Source organism: Blastopirellula marina, from assembly GCF_002967765.1.
Lineage (GTDB): Bacteria > Planctomycetota > Planctomycetia > Pirellulales > Pirellulaceae > Bremerella > Bremerella marina_A.
In genome coordinates this window covers 354,961-368,599 of record NZ_PUHY01000014.1, presented here as the reverse complement: position 1 = coordinate 368,599, position 13,639 = coordinate 354,961, and the positions used below count along the sequence as shown (strand labels likewise).

12 protein-coding genes and 1 pseudogene are annotated in these 13,639 nt (G+C 55.7%); 9 read left to right on the top strand and 4 right to left on the bottom strand.

The features are described 5' to 3' along the window. Positions 1-65: 65 nt before the first annotated feature. Complete coding sequence (locus C5Y83_RS24200) at positions 66-350, bottom strand: ferredoxin family protein (protein WP_105332371.1); 285 nt, start codon at positions 348-350, stop codon at positions 66-68. Positions 351-470: 120 nt separating this feature from the next. On the opposite strand from C5Y83_RS24200, the gene C5Y83_RS24195 reads away from it, so the two are divergent. The 3 genes and pseudogenes from C5Y83_RS24195 (at position 471) to C5Y83_RS24185 (ending at position 2,658) form a co-directional block, all read left to right on the top strand. Further along, a complete protein-coding gene (locus C5Y83_RS24195; RefSeq protein WP_105332370.1) occupies positions 471-1,109 on the top strand; it encodes an RNA polymerase sigma factor in 639 nt (212 codons plus the stop codon). A 15-nt stretch (positions 1,110-1,124) separates the two neighbouring features. Beyond that, a pseudogene (locus C5Y83_RS24190) lies at positions 1,125-1,889 on the top strand (serine/threonine-protein kinase); the annotation flags it as partial. A 232-nt stretch (positions 1,890-2,121) separates the two neighbouring features. Further along, the gene (locus C5Y83_RS24185) at positions 2,122-2,658 is read left to right on the top strand and encodes an HD domain-containing protein (protein ID WP_199195122.1); all 537 of its coding nucleotides are present in this window, start codon (positions 2,122-2,124) and stop codon (positions 2,656-2,658) included. Here the strand turns inward: C5Y83_RS24185 and C5Y83_RS24180 are convergent. The 3 genes from C5Y83_RS24180 to nrfH all read right to left on the bottom strand — a co-directional run bounded on the left by C5Y83_RS24180 (position 2,655) and on the right by nrfH (position 5,816). Beyond that, positions 2,655-3,416: a hypothetical protein gene (locus C5Y83_RS24180; protein WP_105332368.1), complete on the bottom strand. Its 762-nt coding sequence runs from the start codon at positions 3,414-3,416 to the stop codon at positions 2,655-2,657. The two genes, C5Y83_RS24185 and C5Y83_RS24180, sit on opposite strands and share 4 nt — an antisense overlap. A 217-nt stretch (positions 3,417-3,633) precedes the next feature. Further along, positions 3,634-5,226, bottom strand: coding sequence for an ammonia-forming cytochrome c nitrite reductase subunit c552 (locus C5Y83_RS24175; protein WP_105332367.1), 1,593 nt, complete (start codon positions 5,224-5,226; stop codon positions 3,634-3,636). Positions 5,227-5,258: 32 nt separating this feature from the next. Further along, positions 5,259-5,816, bottom strand: coding sequence for a cytochrome c nitrite reductase small subunit (gene nrfH / locus C5Y83_RS24170; protein ID WP_233207347.1), 558 nt, complete (start codon positions 5,814-5,816; stop codon positions 5,259-5,261). Positions 5,817-6,273: 457 nt separating this feature from the next. Between nrfH and amt the strand changes: the two genes are divergently transcribed. From amt to C5Y83_RS24140, 6 genes are all read left to right on the top strand, one after another. Further along, on the top strand, positions 6,274-8,586 hold the full coding sequence (gene amt, locus C5Y83_RS29915) for an ammonium transporter (protein ID WP_158262499.1): 2,313 nt from the start codon (positions 6,274-6,276) through the stop codon (positions 8,584-8,586). A gap of 321 nt (positions 8,587-8,907) precedes the next feature. Next, positions 8,908-9,366: a hypothetical protein gene (locus C5Y83_RS24160; RefSeq protein WP_105332365.1), complete on the top strand. Its 459-nt coding sequence runs from the start codon at positions 8,908-8,910 to the stop codon at positions 9,364-9,366. A gap of 208 nt (positions 9,367-9,574) precedes the next feature. After that, on the top strand, positions 9,575-10,024 hold the full coding sequence (locus tag C5Y83_RS24155; RefSeq protein ID WP_233207346.1) for a MarR family winged helix-turn-helix transcriptional regulator: 450 nt from the start codon (positions 9,575-9,577) through the stop codon (positions 10,022-10,024). 45 nt (positions 10,025-10,069) lie between these two features. Continuing rightward, a complete protein-coding gene (locus C5Y83_RS24150) occupies positions 10,070-11,311 on the top strand; it encodes an NAD(P)/FAD-dependent oxidoreductase (protein ID WP_105332363.1) in 1,242 nt (413 codons plus the stop codon). Between the two features lie 87 nt (positions 11,312-11,398). Beyond that, positions 11,399-12,025 (top strand): class I SAM-dependent DNA methyltransferase, encoded by a 627-nt coding sequence (locus C5Y83_RS24145; protein ID WP_105332362.1) that lies wholly within the window; start codon positions 11,399-11,401, stop codon positions 12,023-12,025. 175 nt (positions 12,026-12,200) lie between these two features. Then, positions 12,201-13,610 carry a sulfatase gene (locus tag C5Y83_RS24140; protein ID WP_105332361.1) on the top strand — a complete coding sequence of 470 codons (1,410 nt, stop codon included), beginning with the start codon at positions 12,201-12,203 and terminating at the stop codon, positions 13,608-13,610. Positions 13,611-13,639 lie beyond the last annotated feature (29 nt).

The window sequence follows — 13,639 nt, the reverse complement described above, 5'->3', positions numbered from 1 at the left end:
ACGCGACCGGTTCGTATCCCCCAATACGAACCGGGTTTAGCGTGCAGAGGCTTCGCATCGAGTCGCTATCGTTCGTTGTCTGCCAGCGGCGATTTTTTTACCAAGATTACGGGCGTTTGCTCGACCATCTCGGCATTCAGCTTTACATACGATTCCCATTCCGGCGGCACATCTTCATCGAGATAGATTGCGTCGACCGGGCATTCCGGGATACACGCCCCGCAATCGATGCATAATTCAGGATCGATAAACAACATGCGTTCCCCTTCATGGAAGCATTCGCAGGGGCAAACCGTGACGCAATCGGTATACTTGCAGCCATCGCAGAGGCCGGTGACGACGTGAGTCATGAGAACTTTTCTCCATCGCGGGTGTCTAACCAGGGCGAGATCGATCTATCTCGCCTAATGGGTTGATTCGATTTCCGCTTCTGTTTGGCCACGCGAAGGCAAAACTTTTTGAGATTTCCCATGACCGACCCAGCAGCTCACTCCGTCGAGAACTCTCAGCAGTTGCTCCAGCGGTTTGTCGCTGCCGATCCCGATGCGGCCGCAGAGATTTTCTATCGTTACCTGACTCGGCTTCTGCCTTTGATTCGGCGGCGGCTATCGAAATCACTTCGCACACGGATCGATCCCGAAGACGTCGCGCAGTCCGCGTTTCGGAGCTTCTTCCTGAAAGCACAGGACGATCATTTCACGCTCGAGAAGCCGGGCGACTTGTGGCGGCTATTGGCGGCAATTTCACTCAACAAGCTGGGCCGGCAAGTCGAGCGGCACACGGCCAGTAAACGTTCCGTCGCACGGGAAGTGACCACCGATCATCCCGTTTCGCAGCATGATCCCCAACCGGGCGAAGTTGAAGCATTACTGGAAGAAATCGAGGTTGCCCTGCAAGCGATGCCGCCTGATGCTCGCGAAGTAATCTCACAAATACTTGCCGGCAAAACAGTGGAAGAAATCGCTGAAACCAGCGACAAGTCGGCGCGTACCCTCCGTCGTTGGCTGCAAATCTTTCGGGAGACTCTGAAGCGACGTCTCCATCCACAAGACGAAAGGGCAATCCAAGATAACGCGATCCTCTTGTGGCAAGACTACATGCTGAAGTAGCACGTTGGCAGCGGCGGCTTTGGTAAGGTGTACCGAGCGGTTGAACTCCGACGCAATCGAACTGTTGCCATCAAATCGCTACACAAACGTCATCAGCGAGACCGATGGGCGGTGCGGCAGTTCGTCAGTGAGGCCCAGATAATGGCCAAGGTTTGCCATCCCAGCATTGTTGGCGTGCATGGACTTGGCCAATACCCTGGCGGCGGCTACTTCCTAGTTATGGACTGGGTGGACGGTGAAAACCTTCAGCAAAAGGTCGATCGGGCTCCTCTCCCTGTGGCGGAAGCCGTCCGCATCGTGAACAACGTGGCCGGCGCAATCAGCGCGGCACATCACGGCAACGTGCTGCATGGTGACTTGAAGCCTGCCAACATCTTGATCTCGCGACAGAACGCCGTGTACGTCGCCGATTTTGGCCTCGCTTCGCTGCGTAGCCAAACCTTGAATACCAATACAATCCGCGGTGGTACCTTGGCCTACCTGGCACCAGAACAACTAACCAACACCCCGCTCGATTTTAGTGTCGACGTGTACGGTTTGGGGGGTCTCCTCTATTCGATACTCACCGGTCGACCACCGAGAACGGGATCGCCCGACACGATTTTAAGCGATCTCGAACGAGGCATCCCGCCAGTTCCTCCCAGTCGCTGGGGCATATCGCTGCCGTCGCAATTGGAAGCACTTGTCATGAACTGTCTGGCCAGCGATCCCGCCGCTCGCCTGCCAACAGTCGAGCAGTTCCGCCCTGAGCTAAAGGCGTTTTGCGACGCCGAATCATGAAGTTCATCTAAATAGTTCGTGAAGAACTTGAGTTACGCTTTGCTTGCCAAATACTGGGCGAATCTGCAAACCTCTGCTATTTCTAGAGCTAGGCGAGCAGCCGCTGACATGTCGCAGTGAACTTTCCTTGAGTGGCTCGTGTCGAGTGAATTTGTCAACTCGACCACGATCGTTACATTGTCCGGCAGGGAAACCGCGTCTGGCAAAAACCCTGACGGGAAAGGAGTCTGCCATGTCGATTGCGATGAGACCGTTGGTCGAGCGAATCGTACAAGGCTATGCCTTGCCGCTTGACGGCTGCCACGGCATTGCCCATTGGGCTCGCGTGCACGATATCGGGTTCCGTCTGGCGGAAGCCACCGACGCCGATCCCGACGTCGTTCGCTTATTTGCGGTGTTCCATGATGCATGCCGCGAAAGCGAAGGGCACGATCCCCAGCATGGACCTCGCGGTGCACAGCTGGCTGCCGAGCTGCGTGGTGAATTCTTCGAGCTGACTGATCGGCAGTTCACCTTGCTTCAGGAAGCTTGTCAGGGGCACACCGATCAGCGACACCACGCCGACGTCACCGTGCAAACGTGTTGGGATTCGGATCGACTGGACCTTGGAAGAGTCGGCATCTATCCGAATCGATATTTCCTGAATACCAAAGTGGCGATGCAGGAAGAAACGATCCGCTGGGCTCACAGCCGCGCCGCGTTCCTGATGATTCCCGATTGGCTGCACGAGCAGTGGGGCGTGCAGCTTCCGCTCGCCGCGCGCGACTAGGCTGCTTGGGTTTGGGCAGCACACGTCAACTGATGGAAGTGCTCCGTCAGTTCATGCATCTCTTGTAAGATTTGGCCGTTTAAGATTTCCTCGAGCCGGTTAAGGATCGTGGCGACTTCCTTGCCATCCATCACGCGATGATCATACGCCAGGATGACGTCGCACTTGCCTGATTCGTCGAGTGGACCATACGTCAGGGTCGATGTGACAGGTGCCTTCGGATCGAGAATCGTTACGCCTTGCCCGGCAACTGTTGTCAGAGCGAACGTACCAAGTCGTTTGATGCGTTTGCGGGCCGAGACGTTGAAACGTAGCCACCACAACACGCGACGAATCACACGCGGATAACGGGCCAAACGAACTTGATTTTTAAAGACCCCCTCGACCGGTTCTTGTTGGTAACGGTTAAGCAGTCCCTGGAGTTCCACCAGCGATCGCTGCTCGGGAGATTCGATTGGGGCGAAGAATAGCCACGATTCCCCGTCAACCTCGCGAGAGACCGTCATATTGGCATACGACGTGGGATGCTCGTACAAATGACGCCATGGCCATGTAATTAGCGTGCGGCGCAGGTTGGGAAATTCTTGCGCGGCTATCGCGAACGCACGTAGGTAAAGCAGCGTCCACGAAATCCGTTGCGGACATTCTTGTCGTGCTTCGCTGAGCGTCTGCAATTGAAACGACTTCGCTTGCGACACGGTCGGCATCTGCTGATGCAGATCCATCAAATCACAAACAATCGACCGATGAGACGGCATGCCAGGCGGAAGCCATCGAAGCCACCACGCTCGTGCAGCGCGAACCGATGAGTGGGACATGTCCAATACAATTGCCCGCGACGTTCGGGGCGTCCGAATGATCCAGGTTAACGTCAGCCCGTTTCCCATACGAACGGGCCATGCGTCAAAAAAGATAGCGAAACTTTAGAAACTGGGGCAATGCCAGTTTCCGATTTTTGCTATCGCTGCTGTGGCATTAATTCGGAGCCTTATCGTCAGGCGTAATGCCTTTCACCTCTTCGACTTCGGCGGTCGACTCAGGAGCCTCAGGAGCTCGTAGCTTCAAGGCCATGGCTTCGGCTTGGCGACAGTAATCAATCGACTCGCCCAAAATCCGGGCCGACTCTTGCGAAGCGTGAAATCCCTTTGAATTCTCGCTGCTGATGAAGTCGAGACGCCACATTCCCTTCCGCTGCAACGCATAAATCGGCTGCAACTGCTCTTCGGTCGCGCCAGCTGCCTTGGCGTCGCGAATCGCATCGAGCATATCGGTCATCGCGGTCGCGGCTCGGTCGATCAGGGCCTTGGTTCGCTCTTGGATTCCTTCTACCCGATACTTCAACTCGTTCTCGTTGACGTTGTGGCACTGCTGACAGGAACGGTTCACGCTGAGCATGGGGCTCCGCACGTTGTGGCTGCTGACCTTCATCGCTCCCTTCCGCTCGTACGGCATGTGGCAGTCCGAACAGCTGACGCCGCTGCGCGCGTGAATCCCCTGGCTCCACAGCTCAAACTCGGGATGCTGTGCTTTGTAGACTGGCGCGCCCGTTTCGCCATGCTTGTAATCGTAGAAGTCGCTTCCGTCCGGGAACTTGTGTTCGTCGTAGGTCTTCTCGATCTCTTCCACCTTCAAGCCGCCTCCCCAGGGGAAGAAAAGCGTCTCTTTGTTGGCACAATAGTACTCGACGTGACACTGAGCACAGACGAAGGTCCGCATCTCTTGCCGTGAGGCATCTTGATTCGGATCGTAGTCCCGTTCTCGCTTACCTTCTCGCCAACGATTGACGCTCGGAAGGTGAACCACCGGATCATCACTTTTGGCCAGGGCGGCGATGCCGTTGATGAATCCGGGACGGGTGACGCGGATTTGCATCGTCTCTGGATCGTGGCAGTCGATGCAGCTCACCGGGTGCGCGTTCCCTTCGGTAGCGGGCGTTCCGTCGGGCGTTTTCTCCAGTTCGGCATGCGCGTCCTCATACGACATCGTGCTCATCTTCTCGAACCCAGCCATGACCGCAGGCATGTTGAATTCGGCGGCCAACACTTCGGCCGTGACTTCCTTGTCCCCCTCCTCTTCCAGTCCCAACCGGCGATAGGTCGGAATGATGGAAGCATGGCAGTGCAAACAGGCCCCGGCTTGCTTACGTTCGGTCACACGCTTGGTCACCTCCTGATCGGCCAGCATATAGGCATGTCCTCGTGCCTCACGATAATCGATGCTGAACGCGTAGCCGGCGTACAATCGTTTGAGCCACGGATGCTCTTCCAGCTTGCTCGCCGTGAGTGCTTCGGATCCGCCATACTCGGACTCCTCGCTATCGACGGTCAACAAGTACGAGTCGTACTGATCGGGCCAGTTCAGCCCCCATGGCTCAGGATCGGTCGTCACCTCGTCGACTTCCGCGACCCTTACGAACGGCGTTCGCGCCTCGTGTTTGCGTTCGTAAATGCTCATCAACAACGCGACAACGCCGAAGGTTACCACGGCGAACAGGAGCATCAGCCCCGCCAGAGCGAAAAAGCTCGTTCCGGCAGCGCGTTTCTGGGAAGGGGTATTCTCAGCAGTCATGACCAATTCCTGTGAAGCTTCTGGTCCGTCAGTTAGCGTGAATTAGGTTCCAGCGTGGGATACACACGTGAATGCAACGCGTGCCCGACATCGCTGTGGCAATGGACGCACGACATCGTCTGTTCGTGCTCGGTCGCGGGAAGCATGTTATGGACAAAGTCGGAGTGACAATGGAGACAAGCGTGCTGCGTTACTTTCCGATTCCGCGGCTTGATCCGTAGCGGATCGGGGTAGTCGTTGAAGGTGAACGCCAGCGAATGAAAGAAGCCGTTATCGGCCTTGGTAACCCATTTGCCGATCGGATCGTGCGATAGATGACAGTCATTGCAAACAGCAACGCCGTGGTGGCTCGACTTCTCCCAGGTATCGTACGACTCCTGCATCACATGACAATTGACGCAGGTCTTGGGATCGTTGCTGAGGTAACTGGCCCCCTTGCCGTATCCGAACGTAAACGCCCCCAACCCGAGAACAACGCCCAGCAAGATAGCGAACAGGGAAGAGAAAACCCCCAGGTAGATCTTCGCCTGAGAACGTCGTCGCGAACGCGTAGGCTGCTTCCCACGAATACCGCCAGGGTTCGAAGCCACTGCTGATCCTTCCGTAAGTTATGCCCCCAATCAGCGGGCATCTTCCGTAGTGGTCGTGCAATCAGCCGCATGATACCCCGATCGAGGATGCATGCAACGGAAAACTGTAGGGTTTTGCTCTTTTGCGTTTCCGGGAATGTGCCAGCGCAAATTTCTTCCAGGATCCCCTCACGGGAAGTAGCACGTGATCATTTTCTAGTCACACTATGCGGATGGTGAGTTTAAACCCATTTCGAGTAAACGAAAAGCGGACTTTCTCCCCCTTGTTTAGGCACGATTCCGCACTCCGCATGGACTGCGAGGAGGTTGTTCTAAAAAGATGTAAAAAAGCCATTCAATGCCCCTCTTTTTCACTTGCGCTAATGTAGGGTTTCGCAAATTTGAAGCATCAAACAGGTCGTTTCGAACGATCGAGTGTTGGTTCCGCCCCCTTCAGAACAAGATGATAAGTGAGTTAATGATGAAGCATTGCGTAGCTGGCCAGAAGCGCAACACTTTCACACGAGCGGTCGCTCTCCTCCTTCTTTGCCCGGCAGCGGTCTTCGCGGATGGAGCAGCAACCTCCACGCCGATCGTTGCCGAAACGCTGACCGACGGCCACTCGATGGTCGATTACGCCTGGGTGATTTTTGCCGCGGCACTGGTGATGCTTATGCAAGCCGGATTCATGTGCCTGGAGTCAGGACTCGCCCGGGCGAAAAATTCGATCAATGTAGCCGTTAAGAACATGGCCGATTTCGTCCTTTCAGTAGCTGGCTTCTGGTTCATCGGTTTCGGCTTGATGTTTGGTGTGTCGGCTTACGGTTTGATCGGAACCTCTGACTTCTGCGTGTCGTTCGAGAATGCTCCCTGGTTGGCCGTGTTCTTCGTTTTCCAAGCAACCTTCTGTGGTACGGCCGCGACGATCGATTCCGGGGCCGTCGCCGAGCGGGCTCGCTTCTCGACCTACTTATTCATTTCCTTCGTGACCTCGGTCGTCATCTACCCGATTTTTGGCCACTGGGCTTGGGGAAGCCTCTACCATAGCGAGTCCTCTGGCTGGCTCGAGAACCTCGGCTTCATCGACTTCGCTGGCTCAACCGTGGTGCACTCCGTCGGTGGCTGGGTGGCTTTGGCCTCGGCCATTCTGATTGGCCCGCGCCTGGGCAAGTTCAATCAGGATGGAACCGCGAATCACTTTCATGCCCACAACCTTCCTTTGATGTACTTGGGAACGTTCATCCTGATGTTCGGTTGGTTCGGTTTCAATTGCGGCAGCACGCTGCAAGCGACGACCGATGTCGGCCCGATCGCCATGACCACCATGCTGGCCGCTGGCTTTGGCGGCATTAGCTCGACTTTTGTCAGTTGGATGTTTGGAAACAGCAAATTGCCGCGGCCCGAAGATGTGGCCAACGGAATTCTCGGCGGCTTAGTCGGTATCACCGCCGGCTGTGCCTGTGTGTCGGCTGCCGGGGCCGTGCTAATCGGGCTGGTTAGTGGCGTGGTCGTCTTCTTCGGTTCAATCGTCATCGAGAAGTGGTTCAAGGTCGACGACGTCGTCGGTGCCGTTCCCGTACATGGCTTTTGCGGCGTGTGGGGAACCATCGCGGTTGGTTTGTTCATTCGCCCGGAACTATTGGCCGAAGCAGGCACAACACGCTTTGACCAAATCCAAATCCAATCGCTCGGGGCAATCGCTTGTTTTGCGTGGAGCTTCGGAACTGCCTTCATTGTGGTTGGCCTCCTGAAAATGTTCACCCCAGTCCGCGTCAGCGAAGAGGACGAAATCCAAGGACTGAACATTTCAGAGCATGGTGCCAAAAGCACGCTGTTCGACCTGGCCGTGGCCATGCAGAAGGCATCGAACTCGGACAAGATCGATCGCAGCTTCTGCATCGAACCCGAAATCGGCACGGAAGCAGGCGACCTGGCGTTTGCCTTCAACCGGCTGATCGGCGCGATCGAACTGGAGCAGGCCCGCACCAAATCAGCGGTTGACTCGCTCGAGCGACAGAAGAAGCTGGCTCAATCAGGCATGACAAACTATCGACGGCAAGTCGAGACAAGTCTGCAAGAGATCGATCAACAACGGAGTGGCCTGCAGTCCATCCTGGAAACTTCCTCGTCCAACGCTCAGCGTCTCGTTGGCTCCGTGCAACAGATCTTCGACCGGATCGATGGCATGGTGACATCACTTACCGATATCTCAACCCAGATGCAGCAAGCCGCTTCCCTCGCCGAAAAAGGGAAGGCAACGGCCAACAGCAGCGGCATGACGATGTCTCAGCTGAATGAGTCTTCGACGGAGATCGAGAGCGTCCTCGACATGGTTCGTGAGATCGCCGAGCAAACGAATCTGCTGGCCCTCAATGCCACCATCGAAGCGGCTCATGCCGGCGAAGCAGGCAAAGGGTTCGCCGTGGTGGCCACCGAAGTGAAGCAGTTAGCTCGCGCGTCGTCGCAGTCCACCGATCAAATCGGCAACCGCATCTCACGAATCCGCCAAGATACCCGCCAAGTCTCCACCGACCTCAGCGAGACCGCGGAAGTTATCAGCCAGGTTTGTGCGTTGAGCGGCGAGATGAACGCATTCCTACAGCGATCTTCTTCCGATCAACAGCACTCCGCCTCGCAAGTTCGCGAGATCGGCTCGGAGATCGAGCAGATGGTCGACAACTTAATCGAGGGGATGAAGTCGATCCGCGAATCGAGCACTTCGATCGAGAAGCAGGTCCGTAATTCGTACGAAGAGTTCACCGCTGTCCTGGACGAGGCGGGCCTGGCTTAGTTGTGAGCTACTCAAAGTGGAAGTTGGAAGGAACAGGAGATCTTTGGTCTCCTGTTTTTTTTTGTGCCGTTCGCGAACGACCGATCGCACGCAAGATTGCCACACTGCCAGAAAATAGGCCAAAAAATGCTTTGCCTCTGAAACACTTTGCAAGTATACATACGTTCACATTATCGCAAAGCGTGTCAGGCCTCTGGATCCACCCGGCTTGCGAATCGCTTCGACCATTGAAAACGCCTGGTTCCTGGGAAACGCCACAGCGTTTCCTCAGGGGGAACTTGTGCGCCCGCTCAAACCGCTTTCTCGAAAAGGCATTGGATCATGCATGGCATCAGCATCACCGCGCAGCATTGGCAAGCCGCGCTTCAATTTCCGACCGAAATCGCACTCAGCGTAACGGAAACCACCTCGGTCCGACTTCAAGCCGCCAGGATGGTGCAAGCGATGCTCAAAATTTTGTTGAAGAACAGTAGCGAGCGAGAGGAATTTGCGGAGACGATTAAGCAGATTCAGCCAACCATTCGCCCGGCAAGCGATCACCCCACGGTCTCAAATGCGACTCGTTCGTCTCCCGAGCGCACTCAAGCTGCTGACAAGGACGAAAAGCCCAATGTGCTGGCAGCAAGTCGAGCCGTTTCCGCTGAAAAATCATCGAAGACAAACGTGGGCGTCTCCCCTCCGTCGGTAAACCCATATCCCCCTGATTTAAGTTCATCCGAACAGCGGACGCGATACATTGGCCGTGACGGGCCTCGGAAGTTACGGGGGAAACCGAAGTAGTTCGATTTTGGAGGGGAAATCCTCCCCCAGCAAAATCCGCTTCTCGGCTTGTACATTTCTCAAACTTGCTGGTTAACTTTGCGTCCTAAGTTACGGTATCTTTAACAACAGTTGTCTTGACGTCTATTGTAATAACGCCTATCTTGGGGGTATGGTTCAAAATCCAGAAACAGCTCGTTCGCAACCCGTAGTTCGGAAATTCGACTCCTTGGAACAGGAAGTCTTCCTCAATTTGTGGCGAACTTACGACCGCCTCAAAGCGTTTGAGGAGGAAGTCTTCAGCAAGGCAGGACTTTCCGCCCAGCAGTACAACACGTTGCGTTTACTGAAGTCGGTTTATCCCGAATCGATGCCAACCCTCGTATTGGGGTCGCGTTTGATTTCGCGTGCACCCGACATGACGCGTCTGTTGGATAAGCTGGAACAGAAGGGTTTATTGCAACGAGAACGGCGTCCTGAAAATCGACGCGTGGTTGAGGTGACGATTACCGAGGAGGGAAAGCAACTTCTTCGCGATCTCTCATCCCAGGTCGAACAGTGCCACCGGAAGCAGCTGGGTCACCTCTCTCCTGAAGCTTTGCGTCAGCTGGCTGCGCTCTTGAAGGAAGCGCGTGAGCCGCACGAAGACGTCGCCAATCTGTCCCTCGTGGACGACTAACTATGGAGCCTTCTGAAAGCTCCCTCGAACAGACAGGCAAGAAGCATGATCGATACCAATAATAAGACCCAGGTGGTGGTAATCGGAGGAGGCCCGGCCGGGGCGACCGTTGGTACGCTTTTGGCCCAACAAGGAGTTCAAGTCGAGCTGTTCGAACGTGAGAAGTTCCCACGTTTCCACATCGGTGAATCGCTAATCCCGGAAACTTACTGGGTTCTGAAGCGACTGAACATGATCGACAAGCTGAAGCATAGCCCCTTCATCAAGAAGTACAGCGTTCAGTTTGTCAGCGATACAGGCAAGCAGTCGGCCCCGTTCTACTTCCACGACAACAAAGATCACGATTGCTCGCAAACCTGGCAGGTCCGTCGTAGCGAGTTCGACGAGATGATGCTTCGCAATGCGGAAGAGCATGGCGTGAAAACGCACGAAGGTGTCCGTGTTCTCGATGTCTTGTTCGAAGGCGACAAAGCGGTTGGCGTCCAGATCATGGACGAAGATGGCAACAAGCGTGAAGTGCGTGCCGATGTGGTGGTCGATGCCAGCGGTCAAACTTCCATGCTCCTGAACAAGTTGAAGCTGCGTGTGCCTGATCCGTCGCTCAACAAAGGTTCGATCTGGACTTACTACAAGGGTGGCAAGCGAGATGCTGGCCGCGACGAAGGCGCAACAACCGTCCTGCAAGTCGAGAACAAGAAGGGGTGGTTCTGGTACATTCCCCTGCATGACGACACCGTCAGCATTGGTGTGGTCGGCGATTTCGACTACCTCTTTAAAGGTCGTGGCAGCCACGAAGAAGTCTTCTTTGAGGAATTAGAGAAGTGCCCCGGTGCCAAGATGCGGGTCGAAAATGCCGAGCAAATCACCAAGGTCTTCGCTACCAAGGACTTCACTTACAAGGCGAAGCAAGCCGCCGGTAACGGTTGGGTGCTGATCGGCGATGCCCTCGGCTTCCTCGATCCACTCTACTCTTCTGGCGTTCTGTTGGCGCTGAAGTCGGGGGAGCTTGCCGCCGATGCGATCGTCGAAGGCTTGAAGAAGGGAGACACGTCCCGCGAGCAACTTGCTGGCTGGGAAGCAGACTACCTGGTCGGCATGGAGCGGATGCGCAAACTGGTTTGTGCCTATTACGATGGCTTCAATTTCGGCAAGTTCGTCCGCCGCTTTCCCGATCATCGCGGCGACATCACCGACCTCTTGATCGGCGATCTGTTTAAGGACAGTCTCGACAAGGTCTTCGAATCGATCGATACGATGAAGGTCGAGTCAGAAGCCATGGCGGAATAACCCTCAGTCAGGCGAACCTCTCTCGCATTCGCTTTGTCCTGCTGCCGAAAGCTCTCTTTTGCACCTTTCGGCGAAGCAGGCCCCCGCATGTCGATTTCCGACGCCTATTCCAACTGGTCGTCAACCTACGACGAAGATGTCAATCGTACGCGTGACTTGGATCAGCAAATCACGCAAGCATCGCTGGCTGGTCAACGTTTTCCCCATATCGTTGAGATTGGCTGTGGCACGGGTAAGAACTCATTGTTTTATGCCTCGCTGGCCGATCATCTGCTCGGCATCGATTTCTCAGCTGGCATGCTGGAAAGAGCTCGACAAAAAGTTGTGCTTCCGCATGTCACGTTCGTCGAGGCCGATCTGCAGAAACGTTGGCCCATTGCGAGTGGTTCGGTCGATCTGGTCGCGTGCAATCTGGTGCTCGAACACATTGCCGATCTCGCCCCGATCTTCGAGCAAGTCGCACGTTGCCTCGATACTGGCGGGCAGTTTTTCGTCAGCGAACTCCACCCCGCGAAGCAGTATCTGGGCAGCCAGGCGCAGTTTCAACGCAACGGCGTAGCGAACAAAGTCGATGCCTTTGTCCATCATCTATCCGACTTTCTGACCACGGCGGAGAAGTTCGGTTTGACGCTGATTCGCCTCGACGAGTGGTGGCATGAAGCAGACGATAAGCTGGCCCCAAGACTGGTTTCTTTTCGCTGGCGAAAGCTGTAACCGGCCACCCAACATGTGGCAAAGCATGAGAATCTTTGCACGCTGGCTGAAAATGGTTGCGCCCGAACTTGAATTCCATGCGGTGCAAATCGAGGTTTCCGTTGGATTTCGATGAAGCTGTGGTAGATTGAGCGGTCCCCCAAGCGATTTTTACCTAGCCATCGAGGAACACTCCATGCTTGTCGTTCGATTATCTTGCCTGCTCCTTTTGCTCGGGCTATTTGTCTCGCCAGTTTCCGCTGCCGAGCGTCCCAATATCATTCTTGTGTTCATCGATGATATGGGCTGGGGCGACTTCTCCTGCTTCGGTAACGAGGCCGCCACGACCGAGAACTGCGATCGGATGGCCGCCGAAGGGATTCGCTTTACGCAGTTCTACGTGAATTCGCCAATCTGCTCCCCGTCGCGGACCGCGATCTCGACCGGGCAGTATCCGCAGCGCTGGAAGATTTCTTCCTACCTGGCGCACCGCGAGCTCAATAATAAGCGAGGCATGGCGCAGTGGCTCGATCCGTCCGCCCCCATGTTGGCTCGCATGCTGCACAACGCCGGCTACGCTACCGGGCACTTTGGTAAGTGGCACATGGGTGGCCAACGCGATGTGGGCGAAGCGCCGCTGATCACCGAATACGGCTTCGACGATTCGCTGACCAACTTCGAAGGCTTGGGGGACCGGGTCTTGGCCGAACTCGACGCTTACGACGGCAAAAAGCCAAAACTGTGGACGCTCGGTTCCGATAAACTGGGCCGCGGCGAAATCTTCTGGGAGAAGCGTTCGCAGGTCACCCAGCGCTTCGTGGATGATGCGATCGCGTTTATCAAGGAAGCCGAAGCGAAGGATCAACCGTTCTACGTGAACGTGTGGCCTGACGACGTCCACTCGCCGTTTTTCCCGCCTAAGGAACGTCGTGGTGATGCTTCGAAGCGTGATCTGTATCTCGGCGTGCTGGAAACGATGGACGAACAACTCGGTACGCTGTTCGACTTCGTTCGCAACGACGAAAAGCTGAAGAATAACACGCTGATCGTGATGTGCTCGGACAATGGTCCTGAACTGGGCGCTGGCACGGCGGGTCCATTTCGCGGGCACAAGACCACGCTGTACGAAGGAGGCATTCGCTCCCCTTTGGTCGTCTGGGGCCCTGGTGTGATTGCCGCCGACAAAGCAGGCACCACCAACGAAGAATCGGTCTTTGCAGCATACGACCTGGTGCCGAGCTTACTGGCAGTGGCTGGAGTGGAAGCTCCACAAGATGTCACTTTCGACGGCCAATCGCTGCCAGGCGTGATCTTGGGTCAATCGACCGAGTCGCACGAAGGCCCGATCTGCTTCCGCCGCCCTCCAGATCGTCCCGAGATCCAAGGCAAGCAACTGCCCGACCTGGCAGTGCGAGATGGCAAGTGGAAGCTACTGTGCAGCTACGATGGCAGCGACCCACAGCTTTACAATCTCAACAAAAACCGTGGCGAGCGTAAGAACGTCGCCGATGCCCATCCCGAGATCGTCGAGCGTTTGACGAAAACGATCCTCGCCTGGCACAAGGAAATGCCTGCCGATAACGGTGCCGACTGGGAACCGAAGTAGTGATCGTCCTTCGACGATGGAACGTGATT

What these genes read in the sequence shown, in the direction of transcription:
- C5Y83_RS24200 (WP_105332371.1), bottom strand. Translation starts at nt 350, where the DNA reads ATGACTCACGTCGTCACCGGCCTCTGCGATGGCTGCAAGTATACCGAT.
- C5Y83_RS24195 (WP_105332370.1), top strand. Translation starts at nt 471, where the DNA reads ATGACCGACCCAGCAGCTCACTCCGTCGAGAACTCTCAGCAGTTGCTC.
- C5Y83_RS24185 (WP_199195122.1), top strand. Translation starts at nt 2,122, where the DNA reads ATGTCGATTGCGATGAGACCGTTGGTCGAGCGAATCGTACAAGGCTAT.
- C5Y83_RS24180 (WP_105332368.1), bottom strand. Translation starts at nt 3,416, where the DNA reads ATGCCGTCTCATCGGTCGATTGTTTGTGATTTGATGGATCTGCATCAG.
- C5Y83_RS24175 (WP_105332367.1), bottom strand. Translation starts at nt 5,226, where the DNA reads ATGACTGCTGAGAATACCCCTTCCCAGAAACGCGCTGCCGGAACGAGC.
- amt (WP_158262499.1), top strand. Translation starts at nt 6,274, where the DNA reads ATGATGAAGCATTGCGTAGCTGGCCAGAAGCGCAACACTTTCACACGA.
- C5Y83_RS24160 (WP_105332365.1), top strand. Translation starts at nt 8,908, where the DNA reads ATGCATGGCATCAGCATCACCGCGCAGCATTGGCAAGCCGCGCTTCAA.
- C5Y83_RS24150 (WP_105332363.1), top strand. Translation starts at nt 10,070, where the DNA reads ATGATCGATACCAATAATAAGACCCAGGTGGTGGTAATCGGAGGAGGC.
- C5Y83_RS24145 (WP_105332362.1), top strand. Translation starts at nt 11,399, where the DNA reads ATGTCGATTTCCGACGCCTATTCCAACTGGTCGTCAACCTACGACGAA.
- C5Y83_RS24140 (WP_105332361.1), top strand. Translation starts at nt 12,201, where the DNA reads ATGCTTGTCGTTCGATTATCTTGCCTGCTCCTTTTGCTCGGGCTATTT.